Annotated in this window: 23 protein-coding genes and 1 pseudogene; 5 read left to right on the plus strand and 19 right to left on the minus strand. The window is 37.4% G+C overall.

The window, feature by feature from the left end; all coding sequences use genetic code 11:
* Positions 1 to 22 precede the first annotated feature (22 nt).
* From liaX to IGJ03_RS07115, 14 genes and pseudogenes are all read right to left on the minus strand, one after another.
* On the minus strand, positions 23 to 1,624 hold the full coding sequence (gene liaX / locus IGJ03_RS07050; protein ID WP_002357305.1) for a daptomycin-sensing surface protein LiaX: 1,602 nt from the start codon (positions 1,622 to 1,624) through the stop codon (positions 23 to 25).
* 208 nt (positions 1,625 to 1,832) lie between these two features.
* Positions 1,833 to 2,510: a phosphate signaling complex protein PhoU gene (gene phoU / locus IGJ03_RS07055; protein WP_002357304.1), complete on the minus strand. Its 678-nt coding sequence runs from the start codon at positions 2,508 to 2,510 to the stop codon at positions 1,833 to 1,835.
* 14 nt (positions 2,511 to 2,524) lie between these two features.
* Complete coding sequence (pstB, locus tag IGJ03_RS07060; protein ID WP_002357303.1) at positions 2,525 to 3,283, minus strand: phosphate ABC transporter ATP-binding protein PstB; 759 nt, start codon at positions 3,281 to 3,283, stop codon at positions 2,525 to 2,527.
* Positions 3,284 to 3,293: 10 nt separating this feature from the next.
* Positions 3,294 to 4,103, minus strand: coding sequence for a phosphate ABC transporter ATP-binding protein PstB (gene pstB / locus IGJ03_RS07065; RefSeq protein ID WP_002357302.1), 810 nt, complete (start codon positions 4,101 to 4,103; stop codon positions 3,294 to 3,296).
* Positions 4,104 to 4,119: 16 nt separating this feature from the next.
* Positions 4,120 to 5,004 (minus strand): phosphate ABC transporter permease PstA, encoded by an 885-nt coding sequence (gene pstA, locus IGJ03_RS07070; protein ID WP_002357300.1) that lies wholly within the window; start codon positions 5,002 to 5,004, stop codon positions 4,120 to 4,122.
* The gene (pstC, locus tag IGJ03_RS07075) at positions 5,004 to 5,924 is read right to left on the minus strand and encodes a phosphate ABC transporter permease subunit PstC (RefSeq protein ID WP_002357299.1); all 921 of its coding nucleotides are present in this window, start codon (positions 5,922 to 5,924) and stop codon (positions 5,004 to 5,006) included. The genes pstA and pstC overlap by 1 nt, the downstream gene beginning before the upstream one ends.
* A 122-nt stretch (positions 5,925 to 6,046) precedes the next feature.
* Positions 6,047 to 6,901, minus strand: a complete 855-nt coding sequence (locus IGJ03_RS07080) for a phosphate ABC transporter substrate-binding protein PstS (RefSeq protein WP_002357298.1) — start codon at positions 6,899 to 6,901, stop codon at positions 6,047 to 6,049.
* Positions 6,902 to 7,076: 175 nt separating this feature from the next.
* Positions 7,077 to 7,961 (minus strand): permease-like cell division protein FtsX, encoded by an 885-nt coding sequence (gene ftsX, locus IGJ03_RS07085; protein WP_002364071.1) that lies wholly within the window; start codon positions 7,959 to 7,961, stop codon positions 7,077 to 7,079.
* Complete coding sequence (ftsE, locus tag IGJ03_RS07090) at positions 7,954 to 8,640, minus strand: cell division ATP-binding protein FtsE (RefSeq protein WP_002361935.1); 687 nt, start codon at positions 8,638 to 8,640, stop codon at positions 7,954 to 7,956. The genes ftsX and ftsE overlap by 8 nt, the downstream gene beginning before the upstream one ends.
* Positions 8,641 to 8,745: 105 nt before the next feature.
* Positions 8,746 to 9,847 (minus strand): peptide chain release factor 2 gene (prfB, locus tag IGJ03_RS07095; protein ID WP_111997025.1). Its coding sequence is split into 2 segments (ribosomal slippage): positions 8,746 to 9,774 and positions 9,776 to 9,847, totalling 1,101 coding nucleotides; the frame shifts between segments, so codons are not numbered across the junction.
* A 76-nt stretch (positions 9,848 to 9,923) separates the two neighbouring features.
* Positions 9,924 to 12,461, minus strand: coding sequence for a preprotein translocase subunit SecA (secA, locus tag IGJ03_RS07100; RefSeq protein WP_002381826.1), 2,538 nt, complete (start codon positions 12,459 to 12,461; stop codon positions 9,924 to 9,926).
* 244 nt (positions 12,462 to 12,705) lie between these two features.
* The gene (gene hpf, locus IGJ03_RS07105) at positions 12,706 to 13,257 is read right to left on the minus strand and encodes a ribosome hibernation-promoting factor, HPF/YfiA family (RefSeq protein WP_002357293.1); all 552 of its coding nucleotides are present in this window, start codon (positions 13,255 to 13,257) and stop codon (positions 12,706 to 12,708) included.
* A 138-nt stretch (positions 13,258 to 13,395) separates the two neighbouring features.
* Positions 13,396 to 14,082: pseudogene (locus IGJ03_RS07110) on the minus strand (ComF family protein).
* A complete protein-coding gene (locus IGJ03_RS07115) occupies positions 14,072 to 15,388 on the minus strand; it encodes a DEAD/DEAH box helicase (protein ID WP_024041558.1) in 1,317 nt (438 codons plus the stop codon). Before IGJ03_RS07115 ends, IGJ03_RS07110 begins: the two are co-directional and overlap by 11 nt.
* Positions 15,389 to 15,660: 272 nt before the next feature.
* Here IGJ03_RS07115 and IGJ03_RS07120 point away from each other — a divergent pair, with 272 nt between their 5' ends.
* The gene (locus IGJ03_RS07120; protein WP_010710290.1) at positions 15,661 to 16,377 is read left to right on the plus strand and encodes an AAA family ATPase; all 717 of its coding nucleotides are present in this window, start codon (positions 15,661 to 15,663) and stop codon (positions 16,375 to 16,377) included.
* A gap of 336 nt (positions 16,378 to 16,713) precedes the next feature.
* Here IGJ03_RS07120 and IGJ03_RS07125 read toward each other — a convergent pair whose 3' ends face one another.
* Positions 16,714 to 17,049, minus strand: a complete 336-nt coding sequence (locus IGJ03_RS07125) for a PTS sugar transporter subunit IIB (RefSeq protein WP_002364074.1) — start codon at positions 17,047 to 17,049, stop codon at positions 16,714 to 16,716.
* A gap of 120 nt (positions 17,050 to 17,169) precedes the next feature.
* Positions 17,170 to 17,457, minus strand: a complete 288-nt coding sequence (locus tag IGJ03_RS07130; protein ID WP_375804635.1) for a DUF7662 domain-containing protein — start codon at positions 17,455 to 17,457, stop codon at positions 17,170 to 17,172.
* A 142-nt stretch (positions 17,458 to 17,599) separates the two neighbouring features.
* Here IGJ03_RS07130 and IGJ03_RS07135 point away from each other — a divergent pair, with 142 nt between their 5' ends.
* The 4 genes from IGJ03_RS07135 to IGJ03_RS07150 all read left to right on the plus strand — a co-directional run bounded on the left by IGJ03_RS07135 (position 17,600) and on the right by IGJ03_RS07150 (position 20,000).
* Positions 17,600 to 18,262 carry a YigZ family protein gene (locus IGJ03_RS07135; protein ID WP_010708717.1) on the plus strand — a complete coding sequence of 221 codons (663 nt, stop codon included), beginning with the start codon at positions 17,600 to 17,602 and terminating at the stop codon, positions 18,260 to 18,262.
* Positions 18,252 to 18,485 (plus strand): DUF2829 domain-containing protein, encoded by a 234-nt coding sequence (locus tag IGJ03_RS07140; RefSeq protein ID WP_002357284.1) that lies wholly within the window; start codon positions 18,252 to 18,254, stop codon positions 18,483 to 18,485. Before IGJ03_RS07135 ends, IGJ03_RS07140 begins: the two co-directional genes overlap by 11 nt.
* 62 nt (positions 18,486 to 18,547) lie before the next feature.
* Positions 18,548 to 19,333 carry a 3-oxoacyl-ACP reductase gene (locus IGJ03_RS07145; protein ID WP_016616315.1) on the plus strand — a complete coding sequence of 262 codons (786 nt, stop codon included), beginning with the start codon at positions 18,548 to 18,550 and terminating at the stop codon, positions 19,331 to 19,333.
* Between the two features lie 145 nt (positions 19,334 to 19,478).
* Positions 19,479 to 20,000 carry a QueT transporter family protein gene (locus IGJ03_RS07150; RefSeq protein ID WP_095725367.1) on the plus strand — a complete coding sequence of 174 codons (522 nt, stop codon included), beginning with the start codon at positions 19,479 to 19,481 and terminating at the stop codon, positions 19,998 to 20,000.
* A gap of 39 nt (positions 20,001 to 20,039) precedes the next feature.
* Here IGJ03_RS07150 and IGJ03_RS07155 read toward each other — a convergent pair whose 3' ends face one another.
* The 3 genes from IGJ03_RS07155 to purD form a co-directional block, all read right to left on the minus strand.
* Positions 20,040 to 20,774 (minus strand): TIM44-like domain-containing protein, encoded by a 735-nt coding sequence (locus tag IGJ03_RS07155; protein ID WP_095725368.1) that lies wholly within the window; start codon positions 20,772 to 20,774, stop codon positions 20,040 to 20,042.
* A gap of 20 nt (positions 20,775 to 20,794) precedes the next feature.
* On the minus strand, positions 20,795 to 21,124 hold the full coding sequence (locus tag IGJ03_RS07160; RefSeq protein ID WP_095725369.1) for a DUF1648 domain-containing protein: 330 nt from the start codon (positions 21,122 to 21,124) through the stop codon (positions 20,795 to 20,797).
* Positions 21,125 to 21,252: 128 nt separating this feature from the next.
* Positions 21,253 to 22,500 (minus strand): phosphoribosylamine--glycine ligase, encoded by a 1,248-nt coding sequence (purD, locus tag IGJ03_RS07165; RefSeq protein ID WP_202562515.1) that lies wholly within the window; start codon positions 22,498 to 22,500, stop codon positions 21,253 to 21,255.
* Positions 22,501 to 22,517 lie beyond the last annotated feature (17 nt).

A 22,517-nucleotide genomic window follows, 5' to 3' on the forward strand; every position in this document is an offset into this window, starting at 1 on the left:
CCATCTAGCTTAAAATTATTAATTATTTATCCGTATCTTTTAGGAAAATACTTCCCGTTGTTGTAGAAGCATTAATTTGAGCCATTGATTCTTCCAGTACACGTCTAAAATGTAATTGTTGATTGCCGCGATCTTTCTTTTCACGAACAACTTCAATATCTGTTAAACGGCTGTTAATACTACCTAAATTCGTTTTCACTTGCCCTTCAACACCTAAGTCATTTGGTAAGGCCAATTTGATATTCCCATTTGCAGAGCTTGCTTCAACACGGCGAAGCGTTTTTTCTTTAGCTGTAATGCGGATATCTCCATTAATCAGAGAAACACTTAGACTTTCTGGTGCCGCGGAAATAGACACATCACCATTGACTGTTTCAATAATGTTATCTAAAATCGTTCCTTCTAGGACTTTAATTTCACCATTCACGCCTTCAATTTCTAACATAGTTGCATCAATTTTTTTAAACGTAATCGTCCCATTCGTTGATTTTGTGTAAACATCTTTCGCTGTTAACTCTTCTACTAAGACATTTCCGTTTAATAATTTAACAGATACATGATCGTAAGTGCGTTTTGGTAAATAGAACGTTAAATCTGCTTTCACTCGTTTGTTTGGCACTTGGAAAGAAATCGTTTCATCATCCACATCAATGTCACTTCGTTCTAAGAAAGCTTCCATTGGTGAATCTCCTGCCATTTTACCATATAATTTGATTTTTGCTTCGACTTTCACATCTTCTTGATCCCAAGTTTTGAAAACCACGGTACCATTTGCTACCTTGACATCAATTAAACTTGCTTGTGGATTTGGATAATTAAACTCATGTTCAAACTTAGTTGTTGCCACACCAGGAACTTTCATTTTAATGTCTTTCCATTCCACATTATCATTCATGGTGTCACTGAAAGAATTAAATGTTTTTTTCAAGAATTCTCCCACTTGACCACCAACTTCGGCAACTTTGCCGCCGACTTGGTTAAAGGTGTCTGTGGCTTGATCTTTCCACTCTTCAGAGAATTGAGAAGAAACTTTTTCTTTTGTATCATTCCATTGACCTTTCCATTGTTCTTTGCGAATGTTTTTTAGTTCTTCTTCCAGTGCTGTTTTTTCAGTACTTTGAGTCGCTAATTTTTCTTCTAATTGTGCAAGTAAAACGTGCAAGTCTTTTCGTTGAACTTGTTCATCTTCTGTTAATGCATCTAATTCTTCTTTTGTATCTAATGTTCCAATTTCTTCTGCGACTTCTTTAATTTCTTCTTTGATGCCGGCAATTTCTGCGTTGACTTCGTCCAATTCAGCCGAAGCACGATTGGCTTTTGTTGCTAACTCATCAAGAATTCTTTCTAAGTTTTCACGATCTTTTTCTGCACTGTCCTGTTTATTTTCTTCAAACGAATCAACAGTAGGTCCTTCTGATTCGCCTTTTTCTAATGCATCCATTAAATCTGCGACTTGATCTTCTTTATTTGTTGTTCCAATATTTTGTGTATCAACTTTTTCAGCAGCTTTTTCGATTTGTTTTTCATCTTTTTCAGTTGCCATATTTTCTAATAAAATTAACGCTTCTTCTGACGTTAGAATACCTTTTTTCACTAATTCTAATACGCGTTCTCTTTCTTTCATGGATATTGCCTCCTTAGCAAATTTTTCACTCAATAGTGTTTTCCTTACATGCATTATTATGCCTTGTTTTTGATCATTTGTCATAGGACTTAAGAACGATTTCTTCTCATTAGTAAGGACTAGTTTTATAAAATCAGTTCATTTTACGCTAAAAAAACTAGGAATTGGTCTAAAAAAGGCCGTCTCCTAGTTTTTTTATTTGTTTTTCTTAAAATTGTTCGTCACGATTACTATTCAATTCGGTAATTTTACCAGTTGCCAAGTAAACAATCCACTCACAAATATTTGTGACATAGTCGCCAATTCTTTCCAAGTATTGTGCCACATGCAGATAATCAGTTCCGCTAATGACCGTTTCTGGATTAGCTTTCATTGCTTCTACGGCATGTTTGTAAATACTATCGAAATATTCATTAGTACGATCATCCATTTGTGCAATCATTCGTGCATCTTTTTGATCCGTTTTAACATAGGCGATTAAAACATTATCCACCATTTTTTTCACATAATCAGACATATCTGAAATTTCTTTTTCAATTTCAGGAATACGTGTTTCTCCTTTTAAGCGAATCGTTGATTTAGCAATTGAAACGGCATGGTCCGCCATTCTTTCTAAATCCGAACTAGCTTTCATAACAGTAATAATCATACGTAAGTCTGTTGTCACTGGTTGTTGTAACGCAATCATTTCAAAACTCTTTTTCTCAAGTTTGACTTCCATATCATTAATTTCAATATCGCGATCAATCACTTCTTGAGCCAATTTTTTATCATGATTAATATATGCCTTCACGGATTTATGGACGGCACTACTAACCATCATACCCATTTCATAAAATTGATTGTGCAGATTTAATAGTTCTTCTTCAAATTGTGTCCGTAACATTCTTTTTCCCCCTTTTAACCAAATTTACCAGAAATGTAATCTTCTGTTTGTTTTTCTTTTGGATTTAAAAATACTTTTTTCGTGTCATTAAATTCAATTAAATCACCTTGTAAAAAGAAGGCCGTTTTATCAGAGATCCGTGATGCTTGCGACATATTATGTGTCACCATAATCATGGTATATTTCTCTTTTAATGTTAACAGCATGTTTTCAATTTTACCACTAGAAACTGGGTCCAAGGCGCTAGTTGGTTCATCTAATAAAATAATATCTGGTTCCACAGCTAAAACACGAGCGATACAAACCCGCTGTTGTTGTCCACCAGAAAGTGAAAGTGCACTTTTGTGAAGTTTATCTTTGACATCCTCCCAAACGGCAGCAGCTTTCAAACTGGTTTCAACTGCTTCATCTAAGACTTGCTTGTCTTTGACTCCTTTTAGGCGCAAGCCATAAATCACATTTTCATAAACTGAAAACGGAAATGGATTAGGTTGTTGGAAAACCATGCCAATTTCTTTACGTAATTCAACGTTATCTGTTTTCGGTCCATAAATATCTTTTCCTTTATAGACGACACTTCCAGTAATAGTTACGTCTGGGATTAAATCATTCATACGATTCAAGCAACGTAAATACGTTGACTTCCCGCAACCAGAAGGACCAATCATGGCAGTTAATTCTCCTTGATTAAAAGTTAAATCAATGCCTTTCAATGCTTCTTTTTTCCCGTAATATAAATGTAAATCTTTTGATGAAATAATTTCTTTGCCCATCTTGCTCCTCCTAACCAAAATGTCCTGAAACGTAGTCTTCCGTTGCTTGAATTTTTGGTCGTGTAAAGATTTTTCTTGTATGGTCGTATTCAATGACTTTACCCATATAGAAGAAAGCTGTATAGTCACTAATCCGCGCCGCTTGTTGCATGTTATGTGTCACAATGATGATCGTGTAATCATCTTTTAAATTCACTAACGTTTCTTCAACCGTTCCTGTTGAAATCGGATCTAACGCGCTTGCCGGTTCATCTAACAATAAAATATCTGGTTTCATCGCAATTGCCCGAGCGATACACAAACGTTGTTGTTGCCCACCAGACAGAGCTAAGGCGCTTTTGTTTAAGTTATCTTTCACTTGATCCCAAAGTGCGGCTTGCTTCAAACTTGTTTCAACGATTTCATCTAATTTTTTCTTATCCTTTTCACCATGCTGTTTCAATGCGAATGTGATATTTTCATAGATAGATTTACTAAATGGATTGGGCCGCTGAAAAACCATGCCAATGCGTTTTCTCATTTCGTAGACGTCAACTTCTTTCGTATTGACATCGACATCTTTATACATGATTTTTCCAGTAACACGTGAATTGGCAATGCCATCGTTCATACGATTTAGCGAACGTAAATACGTGGATTTACCGCAACCAGAAGGTCCAATTAAGGCGGTTATTTTGTTCTTTTCAAATTGCAAATCAACACCTTTGATAGCCTCATTGTCCCCGTAAAAGACATGTAAGTCTTCCGTGTGTAACGCAATCGGGTCTTTTTGGCTATCTAGTTGAAGTAAATGGGTATCATTTAAATTGTATTCTTTCATGCTAATTCCCCTAACATTAAGCTGATGTCATTCTCTTATAAAGACGGTTGCCGATAAAACGAGCGCCGAAATTGAAAAGTAAAACTACTAAAATTAACACAGCGGAGGCACCTGCTGAGACCGCAGCGCCATCTGGCATCGTTCCTTCGGTATTAATTTTCCAAATATGCACAGCCAACGTTTCCGCTTGACGGAAAATGCTAATTGGACTTGAAACGCTCAATGGATTCCAATTACTGAAATCTAAGGCAGGTGCGCTTTGTCCTGCTGTATAAATTAACGCAGCGGCTTCACCGAAAATCCGACCAGAACTCAAAATAACACCTGTCAAAATTCCTGGTAATGCTTCTGGCAAAATAACTTTTTTAACTGTTTCCCAACGTGAAAGACCTAAGGCTAACCCCGCTTCACGCTGTGTATAATGAATGGCTTTCAAAGATTCCTCAACATTTCTAGTCAATAATGGTAAGTTAAAAAATGTTAATGCTAACGCACCTGATAAGATTGAAAAGCCATATCCGATTTGTACAACGAAAATCAAGAAGCCGAACAGCCCGACAACAACGGAAGGCAATGAACTTAAAATTTCAATCGAGGTACGAATTAAATCAGTTAACCAATTCTTTTTCGCATATTCCGATAAGTAAATTCCAGCACCCAATGAAATTGGAATACTAATAATCATTGTAATCAATAGTAAATATAGTGAGTTGAAAAGCTGAATACCAATCCCACCACCAACTTGATAGGCTCTGGATGGTTGTGTTAAAAATTCCCACGAAATATGTGGAATTCCTCTAGCTAAAATGTAAATCAGTAAGGCCGCCAAAATTAAAACAATGACGCCAGATACGGCATATAAGATACCTGTTGCGATTTTATCTGCTTTTTTTGCATTCATTATTTTAAGGCTCCTCTCTTACCGATAATTCGGATAACAATGTTGAATAGTAAAGACATCAACAATAGAATCAAGGCTAAAGACCAAAGAACGTTGTTTTCTACTGTTCCCATAATTGTATTCCCAATCCCCATTGTCAAAATACTTGTTAGTGTCGAAGCTGGTGTCGTCAAACTAGTTGGCATCACAGCTGCATTTCCGATTACCATTTGGATTGCTAAGGCTTCACCAAACGCACGAGCCATACCAAAGACAACCGCAGTTAAAATACCAGGCACAGCTGCCCGCAAGACAACTTTATAAATCGTTTGCCAACGCGTAGCACCAAGCGCCAACGACGCTTCACGATAATGTCGAGGCACAGCTTTTAATGCATCTACGGTCATCGTAGTAACCGTTGGTAAAATCATGACAAATAGCACAAACGTACCAGCTAAAATACCGAAGCCAGTTCCGCCAAAGATTGAACGGACAAAAGGAACAATGACAGATAAACCAATAAATCCATAAACAACAGAGGGAATCCCTACAAGTAATTCAATAACTGGTTGTAAAAATTTCGCTCCTTTTTTAGGTGAAATTTCTGTCATAAAAACAGCCGCTCCAATCGCAAATGGTGTCGCAACAATCGCTGACAAAAACGTTACAATAAAGGAACCCGCAATCATCGGTAAAGCCCCAACCATGGGTTTACCGTCTGCGCCGATATCACTTGGGTTCCAGTTTGTTCCAAATAAGAAATCAAACACATTAATCTTATCTTTAAAGAATGTAGCAAGTCCTTTACTTGCAACAAAATAGAAAATTGAAACAACCACTGCTACAATTAAGGCAATACATAGGAAACTAATAAATTTCCCTCGTTGCTCCATCTTGGCTCTTTTCGATTTTGTTAATAATTTTTTCTGTACATCTTCCAAGAATATTTCCTCCTCAAACAATCCAACTTTTACAGATAAAAATAGTGTACCTTTTTTACATCAATTTGTTTTTAATAACATGTAAATTTTATGTTAAGTTTGTAAATTTTGTGTTAAGAGAATTATTTAATGACATTTCCTTGCCAATCCCGTTCAATTTCCATTTTCGAAACAGGAATATACCCTAATTGACCAATCACACGTTCTTGGATATCATCTGACAACATAAAGTCTAAAAACTCTTTGGTTAAATCACTTGGATTTTTACGAGTGTACATGTGTTCATAAGACCAAATAATCCATTTATTGTTCATTACATTTTCATCTGTTGGTTGAACACCATCAATACTTAACGTAGCTACTTCATCAGTAACATATGAAAATGCGGTATAACTAATCGCTCCTGGTGTATCAGAAACAATGGAACGAACCATGCCGCTGGAATCTTGTTCTTGCGCACGAATGGCTGTTTTATCTCCCAAGACCCATTTTTCAAAAGTCGCACGCGTACCACTACCGGCCGCTCTGTTCAAAATAACAATTTTTTGATCTTTTCCGCCAAGTTCTTTCCAGTTTGTTACTTCACCTAAAAAGATTTTCTTTAAATTTTCCATTGAGATATCTTTGACACCGACATTTTTGTTAACGATTGGTGTAATCCCAACGACAGCAACTTTATGATCAATTAGGTCTTCCGCTTTGATGCCCTTTTTCTCTTCTGCAAATAAATCAGAATTACCAATGTCTACCGCGCCAGATTGGACTTGACTCAGACCTGTTCCGCTTCCGCCACCTTGGACATTAATAAATCTTCCCGGATTTTGGCTTTGATATTCCTCACTCGCTGTCTCTACTAATGGTTGTAAAGCTGATGAGCCTACCGCTGTGATGGATTCACCACGATCAATCCATTTTGCACATCCTGTCAAAGTAAGTATACTTGCCAAACCAATAAATAATAGCAATCTTTTTTTCATCGATTCATTATTCCTCCAATTAATTTCAATCTATTCTATTTTACCATTATATGTAGGACTTGAAAATTATAAGTTATCAATTTGTTGGTACAACTGAGAAAACTCTTAAATTAAATAACAAGTATTTTAAAAATAAAACAAAAAAAGCTCTCCAAAATGGAGAGCTTTTTTTCGTTTAAATTTTCAAGAAACGACGCATTGAAATAACTGAACCTAGTGATCCAATAATCATTCCTGTTGCAATCATTAATAGATTAACTTTCCAGATAAAATCTTCTGGACGAATTAACGAATAATTCGAACGCAATAACTGCGGGTTAAACATGTTATAAACTTGATGGTAGCCTAACGTCATAATGATGACTGGCACGATTGCGCCAATCAACCCAATCCAAGCACCTTCTAAGAAGAACGGCCAACGAATGAAACTGTTTTTCGCTCCTACAAGACGCATAATTTGGATTTCTTTTTGACGAGATAAAATCGTAATCCGAATGGTGTTGGAAATTAAGAACACTGCAACGAATAAAAGTAATGCAGCAGCTGCTAGGCCCCAAGTTCGAACGGTTTGAGCGATTTTAAAGATTTTGTCTGAGTTTACACCACCGTAATCGGCTTTAAAAACACTTGGGAATTTAGCTGCTTGTTTCGCAATATCTTTCGTGTCTTCTGGTGTTTTCGCACGGACATAATACACATCGTATAATGGGTTACTGTCGCCTTCGAAAAGATTCCAAGCATCCCCCATTTGTTCTTGGATTTTTTTCAATTGTTGATCTTTGTTTGAATAAGAAATATCTTCAACATTGTCTAATCCTTTAAGTTGTTTTTCTAATGTTTTCATTTCATTTTGTTTTGTACCAATATCGACAAAAACTGACACTGTCACGTTTTTTTCGATATCATCAGCAAGTTTCGTTGCATTAAAAATAACGCCCATAAAAATACCAACTAAAACTAATGTAATTGTAACCGCACTTGCTGAGGCAACAGTCATCCAACCGTTCCGTTTTAAACTTTTGATACTTTCAAATAAATGAGAAAAGAATGTTCTAATCATCGTAGCCGTATTCTCCTTCCACTTGGTCACGGATAATGCGACCATTTTCAATGGCAATAACACGGTGACGAATCGTATTTACAATTGTACTATTATGCGTTGCCATCACGACTGTTGTTCCTTGTGCGTTAATCCGGTCCAACAATTTCATGATTTCCCATGAATTCTCTGGATCTAAGTTCCCAGTTGGTTCATCGGCAATTAAAACTTTCGGTGTATTTACGATTGCTCGTGCAATGGATACCCGTTGCTGTTCCCCACCAGAAAGTTCACTTGGAAAAACACGTACCTTATGTTTTAGACCGACTAAATCTAAAACTTCCATCACGCGTTTTTTGATTTCGCGAGGACGTCGTCCGATAACTTGCATCGCATAGGCCACATTCTCATACACAGTTTTCTTCGGTAATAGTTTATAGTCTTGGAAAACGATGCCGATTTCACGACGTAAATAAGGAACTTCTTTATTTTTTATTTTCATTAAATCATGACCTGCAACTGTCAAATTACCTTTCGTTGCTTTTTCTTCACGATACATTAATCTAATAAAGGTTGATTTCCCTGCACCTGAGGGACCAACCACATAGACGAACTCGCCTTGGTCAATCTCTACTGAAATATTCCGAATCGCTGTTGTACCATTCGAATATTTCTTCATTACATCTTTCATTTCAATCATGGCGTTCTCTCCATCTCTTTTTTCTTCAATCCTACTCATTATAACATGTCAATATTGCAAACTTCTTGCATTAAGTTACATTTTTATTTCAATTTAATGAAGAGCTTAACTTAAGCGCTGTTTTAAGTAGGCATCAATGAAACCATCAAGGTCTCCATCCATCACAGCTTGTACATTGCCAGTTTCGTAATTTGTCCGATGGTCTTTGACCATTGAATACGGATGGAACACGTAAGAACGGATTTGTGAGCCCCAGCCAATTTCCATTTGTTCACCACGTAAACTTGCTGCTTCTTGGGCTTTCTTTTCCATTTCCAATTGATATAATTTGGCTTTTAACATACTCATTGCTTGCTCACGGTTTTTTAATTGAGAACGTTGTGCTTGGCTTGCGACAACGGTACCTGTTGGAATATGTGTAATTCGAACAGCCGATTCTGTTTTATTAATATGCTGACCACCGGCACCACTTGCTCGATAGGTATCAATTTTTAAGTCATCTGGATTGATCGCAATCTCTATTGTATCGTCTAATTCAGGCATTACATCAACTGAACAAAACGAAGTATGACGGCGTTTAGCGGAATCAAATGGCGAAATCCGTACAAGACGATGGACACCTTTTTCAGATTTTAGGTAGCCATAAGCATTGTAACCTTTGATTAATAAGGTGACACTTTTAATCCCTGCTTCATCTCCAGCTTGGTAATCCAACGTTTCAACTTGGAAACCGTGACTTTCTGCCCAACGTGTATACATTCGTAAAAGCATACTTCCCCAATCTTGTGATTCAGTACCACCGGCACCAGGGTGTAATTCAATTAGGGCATTATTATGATCATATGGCTCATTTAGTAGTAAGGATAGCTCATACGTCGTTAAACGTTCTTGCAAGAGATGAATTCTTTCTTCCAATTCTTCTTGAATCTCTGCATCATATTCTTCTTGTTGTAATTCAAACATCACCGTTAATTCGTCAAGTTCCTCAGAAAGCTGATGAAATTGTTGATATTTTTCTTTCAAACTATTGGTTTCGTTAATTAGCTTTTGAGCCGTTTCTGTGTTGTCCCAAAAACCAGGTTCTCCCATCCGATTTTCCGCCTCGGCAATGTCTTCTTCTAACTGGTCTAAGTCAAAGAGACCTCCTGAAGCTAGTAATTTTTTGTGTCATTTCGTCTAATAATGTACGAATTTCTGGGTTTTCCAAAATGATTCCTTCTTTCTCTTTATGGTAAAAAGAGCAAAGGCGGGACAAATTGCCCCACCCTGCGTTTTTTCTTTAATTAAGCGTTTCTTCCATGACAATTTTTGAATTTTTTGCCACTTCCGCATGGGCATAAATCATTACGGCCCACTTTTTTATCTACACGCACAGGTTGACGCTTCGCACTTGTGTTGCTTTGTGCAGCTGCATCTTGTTCTGTTTCTGGATGTTCCGCTTGTCCTTGAGCTACTTGCTCACGTTGGACATTTTGGCGAATTTCCGATTTCATGAATAAACGTGTTACTTCATATTCGATTGAACCCACCATATTGTTATACATAGAATAACCTTCTGTTTGATATTCTACTAATGGGTTGTTTTGACCGTACGCACGTAAGCCGACAGATTGGCGTAATTGATCCATTGCATCAATGTGATCTGTCCATTTAGTATCGACAACACGCAAGATGACTACTTTTTCAAATTCTAGCAATTGTTCTTGGCCATTCAATTGTTGAGATTTTTCTTCAAATACTTCTTGCGCACGTGCCACTAAGTAGTCTTTGATTTCTTCAGCTGATTTATTTTCTAAATCTTTTTTAGAAATCGTATCTTCATGGACAAGTGTTGAGGCTGCAAAATCGACAATCCCATCTAAATTCCATTCTTCTTTTTCTAATTGTGTATGGCTATCCACCACTCGGCCAATCGTCCGTTTTACCATGCCCATCAATACATCAGACAAGTCATTTTCTTCCATAATTACTTCTTGTCGTTGCGCATAAATAACTTCACGTTGCTCGCGCATCACGTCATCGTATTGTAAGACATTTTTACGTGTATCATAGTTATTTCCTTCCACACGTTTTTGAGCAGATTCTACTTGGCGAGTAAACATTTTACTTTGAATAACTGCATCTTCTTCTTGCACATTCATTCGTTCTAAGAATGTTTTAATTCGTTCTGAACCAAAGCGTTTCATTAAGTCATCTTCTAAAGATAAATAAAATTGTGAAACCCCTGGATCCCCTTGACGTCCTGCACGTCCACGCAACTGATTATCAATACGACGTGACTCATGACGTTCTGTCCCGATAACTGCTAGACCACCTAGTTCAAGTACACCTAAACCAAGTTTAATATCCGTTCCACGACCAGCCATATTTGTTGCAATTGTAACTGCGCCTTTTTGACCGGCATTCATAATGATTTCAGCTTCTTTAAAGTGATTTTTCGCATTTAATACTTCATGAGGAATTTTAGCTGCGTTTAATTTATCAGAAAGTAATTCTGACGTTTCTACCGCAACAGTCCCCACCAACACTGGTTGTCCTTTGTGGTAACGTTCTTTAATATCTTCCACCACTGCATTAAATTTACTTTCTAAGGTTGGATAAAGTAAATCTGGACGATCGTCACGGATAATTGGACGATTGGTTGGAATTTGAATGACTTGAATATTGTAAATTTCACGGAATTCTTCTTCTTCTGTTTTAGCAGTACCAGTCATCCCGGCTAGTTTTTTGTACATCCGGAAGTAGTTTTGGAACGTAATCGTCGCCATTGTTTTTGTTTCATCTTCAATTTCGACGCCTTCTTTTGCTTCAATCGCTTGATGCAAGCCATCAGAATAACGACGACCATCCATGATACGACCAGTAAATTGGTCAACAATTAAGACTTTATTGTCTTGAACCACGTAATCAATGTCTAGTAACATGATATAGTTTGCCCGTAACGCTTGATCTAAATGGTGCGTTAATGCTGTATTTTCAATATCGTAAAGGTTATCCAATCCGAAAGTTTGTTCCGCTTTTTCAATCCCTGCTTCTGTTAAGCCAATTGTTTTAGACTGAATATCAATTTTGTAATCTTCGTCTTCTTTTAAGCGTTTGACAAAATTATCGGCACGCGTATAGAGTGCTGTCGATTTTTCAGCTTGTCCAGAAATAATTAATGGGGTTCTTGCTTCATCAATTAAGATTGAATCCACTTCATCGACAATTGCATAGTTTAATGGACGTTGAACCATTTGGCTGCGATAAACAACCATGTTATCACGCAAATAGTCAAATCCTAATTCGTTATTTGTACTATAAGTGATATCACAGTTATACGCTTCACGTTTTTCATCAGAAGATTTAGAGTTAATGTTTAAACCAACGCTTAAGCCTAAGAAATTATATAATTCTCCCATTTCGTTAGAGTCACGGGTTGCTAAGTATTCATTAACTGTAACAACGTGTACTCCTTCGCCAGATAGTGCATTCAAGTATACAGGCATTGTGGCAGTCAAGGTTTTCCCTTCACCTGTTCTCATTTCAGGAATGTTCCCGTCATGAAGCACAATCCCACCCATTAATTGGACACGGTATGGGAATAAACCTAGTACTCGTTTAGCAGCTTCACGGACAACCGCAAACGCTTCTGGTAATAGTTCGTCTAAGGTTTCCCCTTTTTGATAACGGGCTTTAAATTCATCTGTTTTTTCACGTAATTGTTCATCGCTTAGTTGTTCCATTGCACTTGCATGTGCATCAATTTTATCGGCGATTTTTTCTAATCGTCTTAATTCTTTTTTATCGTTTTCAATCATTTTTTTCAAAAAATTTGCCATTGGTATCTGTGTTCCTTTCAATTACCTCTTTTTATTTTTGTATCCTTTTTGTACAAGAAGCACAATCTATCCGTTTTATTTTATCATTACTTGACGAGAAAGAAAACCATTTCTCTCTATTTTACAGACATTTTCCTTTAAAAGAGGAACTTTTAAAGTTATTTTATGTATTTCTTTACTCTGTGCTTTAAAGATGTTTAAAGAGCTGAAATGCACGAAGGCATTTCAGCTCTTATTTTAAGCTTTAGTCTGTTTCAATCAAGCCATATTTGCCATCTTTACGACGGTAAACAATGCTTGTTCCATTTGTTTCAGCATCTTCAAAAATGAAGAAGTTATGTCCTAACATGTTCATTTGTAAAACAGCTTCTTCACTGTCCATCGGTTTTAATGATAGACGTTTTGTACGAACGATGTCTAATTCTGAAGGTGTTTCTTCTGTTTCTTCACCAACTAAGAAGACAGCGGCTTTTGTATTGTTACGTCCTGTTTCACGAGATTTTCTGTTGATTTTTGTTTTAAATTTACGAATTTGTCGTTCTAATTTATCGACAACCAAATCAATACTTGCGTATAAATCAGGTGACGTTTCTTCAGCTCGTAAAACTAGATAAGGAAGAGGAATAGTAACCTCGACTTTGGCTGTTTTTTCAGTGTACACTTTCAAATTCACGTGAACCGTTGCTTCAGGTGAATCGCTGAAATATCTTTCTAATTTACCGACTTTTTTCTCAACATAGTCTCGAATCGCTTCGGTTACCTCGATATTTTCTCCACGTACATTATATCTAAACATAACAATTACCCCTTTCATCTACCAGTAAAGAAAAGATTAAAGGACCACTCTTTAATTCCCTTCTTCTTAATTTCATTATATCGAATAATCTGGGTTTTGCCAACAAAATAGTCATCAAATTTATGAATTCTTTTCTTTTTACCGCGCGAGAGTAAACGTATTCAAACTTTTAGGATAACAGTCATTGATAACAGCAGCTGCGTGGAAAAGAGTTCGTCCAGTGGTATAGATGTCATCCACCAAAATAATAGAACAATTTTTTAATTTTTTTTGATTTTCTTTTTGGATGGCAAATGGTTGTTGCAACTGCATCCTTTCCTTTCTAGTTTTCTTAGATTGCGGAACATTTTCCTCTTTTCTAATTAAAAAAGGGCTGTACGGAACATCAGCCGCTTCTAGTAAGCCAATTACTTGGTTGAAGCCTCGTTCTTGCATTCGTTTTTCGGATAAGGGTACCGGAATAATATAGTCCGCAGATTGTTGCTGAAAGTAAAAGTTGATTTCCTCACTAAAACACATTCTTAAGCGATAGTCTCCTTGAAATTTATAGCGTTCCATCCACTCTTGCATTCCTTCATCATAATGAAACAACGCTGCATTATGAAAAGAATACTCTGGATAAAGCAACTGCCACCTTTGACAATCAAAACAATAGCGCTCTTGGCTGACGCGACTACAGCCAAAACAAGTGCCTATCATTGGCAGTTTCTGGAACTTTGCTTGGCAGTGCTGGCAAAGTGAAGGCCTCGCCCATTTTTTAAATCATAAGAGCATTTTTAATGTTATCTCCAAACGAATGGGGCTTGCGCAATTTTTACAATCCATCTAACATCCCTCGTTTGCTAGCCAAGCGATTCATTTGCTTTATTTGCCGAATCGCCTCTTTCATATCTCTTGTTTCCCCATCATGTAAAAATAAAACTTCGCCGTAATTGAATTCTTGTCTTCGATCGACTCGGCCCGCAATTTGGACAAGTGTTGAAGAAGTGAAGACTCGATGATTAGCACCATAAACAATAACTGAGACTGCATCAAAAGTCACACCACGTTCTAAAATGGTTGTAGTGATCAAAATATCCGTTTTCTGCTGACGCATTGCTTGAACTTTTTCCAGACGAAGTTCATCACTACCATAAACGGCGACAACTTCTTTGTCGGAAAATCGCTCAGCTATTAATGGATGCAATTGGTGAATTAATGGAATGCTTGGGCAAAATAATAAAACTGAATTACGCACCAATAAACGTTTCAAATGATGTGCAATGATTTTAATATTTTTGGTAGAAATACGTTGCCACGACTGAACCCAAAATCGGCGTGGCACAGGTAATGGCCTACGATGATATCTTGCTGGCAAAATACTGGCCGCTAACTTCTTTTGCTGTAAAAGCTTCCGTAATTCTTTCGTAGGGGTTGCTGTTAAGTACACCAAACTACTTCTTTTTTTTCGTGCGTTACGCACTCCATAATAAAGATGCTCGTTATTAACAAAAGGAAAAGAGTCTACTTCATCAACAATAAGTAAATCAAACGCTTGATGGAATTTCAATAATTGATGGGTGGTGCAAATCACTAGTTTCGTATAACGATACGCTTCTTGACTGTTTCCATGAAGTAAAGCAATTGCTTCGTGAGGAAAAACCGCTTGGATTCTGGGAAACAGTTCTAAGCAAACATCGACACGCGGCGAAGCCAGCGCAATTCGTCCCCCTTCTTGTAAGGTTTGGTGCAAAACAGCAAATAACATTTCTGTTTTGCCTGCACCTGTAACTGCCCACACTAAGCGATTCTCCCTTATTTTTACCGTCTCACAAAGTTCAACTGAGATCGCTTGCTGTCCCTTTGTTAATTGTCCAGACCACTCAAAAAAGACAGTTCTTGGGCTATTGGGCCTTTCTGGTAAATGACAAAATTTTTGACAAGAAGTCACACGGCCTAATTGAATGCACGCATGACAGTAGTATACATTTGTCGCCAGTCTGTTTTCTTTTTTGGATACTACTTCCCCGCACCGCTGACATTGAATTGTTAGGGGTGAACGCTCTAACATTGTTGGTAAATAAACCAGTTTTGTCTGTATTGAAGGTTCTGTTTCTTCAAGAATTATTTTACGTCCATGCAAATCTTCCATGTTAACCACCTCATTTATAAAATACGCATTTCTCTAGCTTTTTTGCGAAAAAGGAGATCTCCCACCGTTATCTTTCTATTCTTATCTAGTCGTTACCTACTAAACAAACTCTTGATACGCTTTATTGTTTACACGAATCTTCTACTTTCGACTTACCTATATGCAGATTTTTTATAAACAAATTTATCTACCTTTAAAGAAAAATTAATGTTAAAGTATATCTAGTAATTCAAGCTTTAATTTGAAAAGACTAGAAAGGAGCAAGCTTTATCATGGAAAATATTTTTTTAAAAAGACTAGAACTCAAAGCTTTTGAAGAAGATTCTGTTTTTTCAAAAATTGAAGGGCTGAATAAATTTAATTCACTAAATTTTAAAAAACCTATTACTTTTTTTTCAGGTGAAAATGGAACTGGAAAATCCACTTTATTAGAAGCAATCGCAGTCAATTGGGGATTTAATCCTGAAGGCGGTAGTATTAATTTTAATTTCTCTACAAACGATACTCACTTGGATTTACATAATTATTTAACTGTTGGAAAAAGTGTAAAGCGTGCTACGGATGGCTTCTTTTTAAGAGCTGAAAGTTTCTACAATGTCGCTACATATGCAGAAAATATAGACTTAGATTTTTCTGAATATGGCGATAAATCCCTACATCATCAATCACACGGCGAAAGTTTTTTGAATCTGGTGAACCATCGGTTTAGAGGAAATGGTCTGTACCTGTTAGATGAGCCTGAAGCGGCTCTCTCACCTCAACGCCAACTAGCCTTAATGATATCTATAAAAAAACTAATTGATGAGGGGTCTCAGTTTATTATTGTCTCTCATTCACCTATATTACTTGCAATGCCTGACTCACAAATTATTTCTTTTGATAAAGATAGTCCTTTAGAAATCACGTATGAAGAAAGTATGCCTTATGAAATAACCTCATTATTTTTAAACAACAAAAACAGAATTCTCTCTCATTTATTTGCTGAATAAGTCTGTTATTCGAATTGCTTATGCCATACTATAATGACTCGTATATAAAAATATTGTTAATCATTCTTTGAATTACTACTTTTTACTACTTTTAGACTACAGAAAAAGGTGTTCATTATTCAGAAAATAGATTGTTAAGTATGTTTTTTTAGTATCTAGATTAAAGTAAAAAATTAAAGACAGTTGTCTTTCTCTAGCTCACAGGACTAATTTCGGCTCTATAATTTATGGAACTGATAAACCAGAATGACTGCTTCAGCTCAATTCTAATTAACTAAAGTCATAAAAAAAGACAAGTTGCTTTTTCGAAGATTCTCGAAAAAACAACTTGTCTTTTTACTCTTTTTTATCTGCTTGTGCTAACAAATCCAAGGCTTGTTCCAACACTTTTTCCCCGTTCATTAAGCCGTAATCAGACATGCTAATGACATCTGTTGGGATACCTTTTGGTGATAGACGCTTTTCAAAATCACTCTTCATATAACGAACTTGTGGACCTAACAATAACACATCGACTGGATTATTTTCTAAATTTGTGTCTGCTTCCGATGCAGAAGCCGCAAATATATGGGCATCTAAGCCTTGATTAAATGCTGCTTTTTGCATTTTTGTAACAAGTAAACTAGTACTCATTCCTGCGGAGCAAACTAACATAATTGTTTTTTTTGACATTTTAACAGCCCCTTTTACCATTGCCTTTTTCAATTTTCAACATTATCTATTAAAAATATTATAGTGTAAAGTTAATTTTTGTCAATCATTCTTGTTTTTTAAAGCGGATACAATCCTAGTTTAAAAGTACCATGCTGACTTCAGCAATTTATTAAATACCACATATTCTTTTTCCAAATTCACTTGAACTACTTGGTAACTCGCATTCAACCAACCATAAGCGCCCTTTTCTGGATGCTTATAATCGTTCGCCCACCAATCGACATCTGTCTTAGCAGTTTTTGGTAAACCAGAATGAGGGAATAACAATTCATCAAACTGGGTAAAGGTCAAGGTAACTTGGGAACCGCCATTCGTTTTCAAATAATGAGTAATTGTATCATATTTTTTCTGTCGTGTATGTACCATTTTCCAGCGCCTCCCTTTTCTCTATCATACCTTATTATAACGTTTTTTTCCAAAAAATCTCACAAAAAAGATGAGAGAAAAAGTTGCTATTCAGTTGATTCTTTTTTATACTGACTTTATTACGAGAGAAAAGGATGCCCATATGTTAGAAAGCTATATTACAGTCAAACAAGATGGTTTCAGCGAGATTGAAATCAAGAAATCGCGGTTTATCTGTTCTGTAAAGCGCGTAACATCAGAAGAAGAAGCAAAAGCCTTTATAGCCGCAATAAAAAAAGAACATTGGAAAGCCAATCATAATTGTAGTGCTTTTGTGATCGGCGAAAAAAATGACATTCAGCGGAGCAGCGATGACGGCGAACCTAGTGGTACTGCTGGTGTTCCAATGCTGGAAGTCTTAAAGAAAAAAGAGTTAATCAATGTAGTGGCTGTTGTCACTCGTTATTTTGGCGGAATAAAATTAGGCACTGGTGGTTTAATCCGAGCATATAGTCATGCTCTTTCCCACACTTTAGATGAAATTGGTTTAGTCATTGGCAAATTGCAACAAGAACTATTGATTACGATCGCCTATCCTTTATTAGGAAAAGCCCAGGCCTTTTTGGAACATAGTCCCTACACGCTTAAAGAAACTATTTACACAGAGTCTATTCAGTTAATTTGTTTAGTAGATGAACAAGCAACAGAAACATTTATAGCTGAAATGACGGATCTACTTAACGGTCAGTTGACAATTGAAAAAGGCGCAACGAGCTATCATGAACTACCATTTAACGAAAAAGGAGCACAATCAAATGACATTTGAAGAAGTATTGCCACAGATTAAAGCAGGAAAAAAAGCCGTACGTAAAGGCTGGAGCGGTTTTGAACTTTTTATTGAATTACGTGATGAAATTGGCACCTCCGAAGGTGAATTTTTACAAGTTACCCCGTATTTTTTAATCAAAACTTCTGATGAAGGCTACAGCATGTTTTCACCAACACCTTGTGATGTCTTAGCAGAAGATTGGGTGATTGTTGAAGCATAATTATACACATAAGGTCTGGCAGATTACGGCGATTGCTCGTTCTTCCAGACCTTAATTTTTAAATGTTTAAAGGAGTTTTTCTTATGCCAAAAGAATTTGAAACAAAACGGGTGCTTGTAACCGGTGCAGCTTCAGGGATTGGCCAAGCACAAGCAATTGCCTTTGCTGAGCAAGGTGCTGAAGTTATTGGCATCGACCTAGACGAAACGGGGTTAAAACAGACAGCCGCACTGGTTAACCCAGATTCTACTAAGCCATTTACTTATTTTGTCGGTGATGTGTCTTCTCCCTCATTTGTGCAAGCCACGATGAAACAAATTGTGAAAAACAACGGCCAAATTGATATTTTATTAAATACGGCAGGTATTTTAGATGATTATCGTCCTTCTCTAGAAACTTCGGAAGCTTTATGGGATCAAATTTTAGCAACCAATTTAAAAAGTGTCTTTTTAGTGACCAATGCCATATTACCTTATTTCCTCCAACAAAAAAAAGGAGTAATCGTTAATATGGCATCTATCGCCGGCTTAGTAGCTGGGGGCGGCGGCGCAGCGTACACTGCCTCCAAACACGCAATCATCGGGTATACAAAACAACTTTCCTACGATTATGCCAAATTAGGCATTCGAGCAAATGCGATTGCGCCAGGTGCCATCCAAACACCCATGAACGCAGCTGATTTTGCAGGAGAAGGTGAAATGGCTACTTGGGTAGCACGTGAAACACCCGCGGGCCGTTGGGCACAGCCACAAGAGGTAGCAAAACTTTCATTATTTCTAGCTAGTGATGACGCTGATTATATCCATGGCACAGTTATGACCATCGATGGTGGTTGGACCATGAAATAAAAAGACTTTACAGAGTGTCTCTTCTTCAGTAACATGTAACACAGTGAGGCAACTCACACCATAACACTTCAGTTGGCTTTGCTGCCCTTCCTTTGGTTATGGTTATCACTAAAACACGTCGTTGTTTTATAAAGGAGAATCTTAAATGAATCATTCATCAAATCCACAAACCAGTACGTGGTCAGCTACGGCGTTGGCTAAAATGGCGCTGATTACCGCTTTGTATGTCGTTGTCACTGTACTTCTCGCTCCGCTTAGTTTTGGTCCGATACAGCTTCGTCTTGCCGAATTATTTAATTATTTAGGCGTTTTTAACAAGCAATATATCTGGTCCATTACGTTAGGGGTTGCGATTGCCAACACCGCTTCGCCTCTTGGTATCATCGATATAGTCATCGGTAGTGCTGGAACGTGCGCAGTCTTATGGATTGCCTATTTTGCGACAAAAAATCAGCAAAATTTATTGATTAAACTAATGCTGACGGCCATTCTTTTTGCTTTGTCCATGTTCACTGTTGCCGGACCCTTAACGTTCTTTTATCAGTTACCTTTTTGGTACACATGGTTGACCGTTGGACTTGGTGAACTTCTTTCAATGACAGTCGGCGGCATCCTGATTTACGTATTAAATAAAAAAATACAGCTTGTAAAACGCATCGAAGAATAAAAAAGCGCTTGGGATTTAAACCCCAAGCGCTTTTTAGCACTATCCTTTAGGTTGAATGAAGTCTGCTTGCCATTTTCCAAGAGATGGATTGTAATCAAAATACCAAAGTTGTGAAAAATATTGTTTTTGATGCTTGTATCCCGATAAAACACGACCGCTTTGAGTATCTTCCTCGTAGTCAATACAAGAAAAATGAAGCATCAGTGAAAAACTGGTTTCACTAATAGGATGATAATTCGAAGCTGGCGCTACTTTCACTTTTTTTACATGATTTCTGATGCCCGCTTGTTGATTTTCTTGTAATACTGCAAGATGTTTTTGATAAAGTTTTTCTGTATAGTTATCTTTGACTACAGACAAATTTTCTTGATCCCACGCTTGTTGTATTTCTAAAAACGTTTGTTGTATTTCTTTTAAGAGTGCCTTTTTTTCTTTTGATGTTCCAGGTAATGCTGCCCACATTTCTTGAAAAGCGCCTTCATCGACTGGTTGATTTCTACGGCGTCTTTGCCAAATCATCGCGCCCCCAAAAAGAACAAAAAACACTGTTGAAATTAAGCCTTCCAGTGGCGTTGTGTTGCTGGTCCCGGTCTCGTTATGATGAACATAACTTCTTGATCCATCACCGCTTGGCGAAAAACCATTCGAGGGATTACCTCCGCTAGGACTTTCTACACGTCCGCCGCCATAGCCACCAGCTACAGCCGCCGATTGATTAGGCCATAAACAAAAGGCCATGGCACAACCCACAAAAACTAAAATTAACTTTCTCATTTTCTCACCTTTCGACCCCTTCAAACCAACAAATGAATAAATAGACGCAGAATACTAAACAAAGCGCCAAGATTAACAATGATTAATAATACCTTCAGCCATCTGCCATATGGTTGTACTGATTGATAACTTCGTTGATAAATACTCAAGCCAAACAGGACCGCTGGCCACATAAATATACTAGATCTTGGGCCAAACGAATTCCCCTCGCCCCAAAAATTCACATGAATGGGCACATGAGCTGGTAAATCAGGATAAACCACCGCACTTAATAACAGTAAACTGACTGCTAAAATACTTGTAACAATAAATAACCCCTGACTAACTTTTTCAATCTGCTTGTTTCTCATTATCTTAGCTTTCTCCTCTAGTTTAATGATGGATATACTTTCAGTTTATGCCTCCCTATCTGAATTTGCAATAAAAAAAAGACAAGGAAACATTCGATTAAATGTCCTTGCCTCTGTTTTTGAAAATCCTAAATCAAGCCTTTCACGCCTATATCTTTTCGATAGTACATTCCAGGAAATGAGTAATTATCCAATGTTTGATAAACTTTTTTGCGGGCTTCTTCAAGAGTCGAAGCAGTTGCTTCTGCTAAAAAGATTCGTCCGCCAGCCGAAACCAGAGCCTGTTCTGAACGAGTTACCCCTGCATAATAGATGGTTTCACCAGACATTTCGGGTAACGGTAGATTTGTCTTGTATTGATTAGGATAGCCTTCTGCTGCTACAACAACACCAACACTCGCTAACTCATTCCATACAATCGTTGGTTGCTCTTTCGCCAGCAATGAAGAAATTATTTCTGAAAGGGGACTCTCTAAACGGGCCAACACAACTTGTGTTTCTGGATCCCCAAATCGAGCATTAAATTCAATAACCTTGGGGCCAGTTGCTGTTTGGATTAAACCAGCATATAAAATCCCTTGAAACGGACGTTTTTCAGCCACCATTCCTTTAGCAGTCGGTTTCAGGACTTGACTAATGGCTTGCTGAACCGCTTCTTCTGGGATCTGAGGCACTGGTGTATAAGCGCCCATCCCCCCTGTATTCGGACCAGCATCCCCATCGAAAATCCGCTTATGATCTTGAGCAATCACCATCGGATATACCTTCTCATTAGAAACAAAAGCCATTAAGGAAAATTCTTCTCCTTGCAAAAATTCTTCGATTACAACCGTTTGACCGCTTGCTCCAAATTGTTGGTCCTCCATCATCGCAACTAGCGCACGTTTTGCGGCTGCTTTTGTTTCGGCAACTACTACTCCTTTTCCAGCTGCCAAACCATCCGCCTTAATAACAATTGGTACTCCTTGCTGTTCAATATATTCTAAGGCAGGTGCCAAACGTCGAAAGACCCGATATTCCGCCGTTGGAATCTGGTATTTTTGCATAAAATCTTTCGCAAAACTTTTTGAACCTTCAATTATTGCAGCTGCTTTTGTCGGACCAAAAATCAGTAATCCCGCTGCTTGAAAGGCGTCTACAATCCCTTCAATTAATGGCGTTTCGGGTCCGACGAATGTCCAATCAATCTGATTATCCTTCGCAAATTGAATTAGTTCCGTTTGCTGCTCTTCACTGATAGGTACAGTCCGAATATTATCACCACTCATACCAGGATTACCTGGTGCACAATAAACAGTCTTGACTTTGTTTTCTTGCTGTAATTTTTTGGCGATTGCATGTTCACGACCACCACGCCCAATCACTAATATATTCATCGGTTTCTCCTTTAAAA

This window comes from Enterococcus sp. DIV1315a (assembly GCF_051712325.1).
GTDB lineage: Bacteria > Bacillota > Bacilli > Lactobacillales > Enterococcaceae > Enterococcus > Enterococcus faecalis.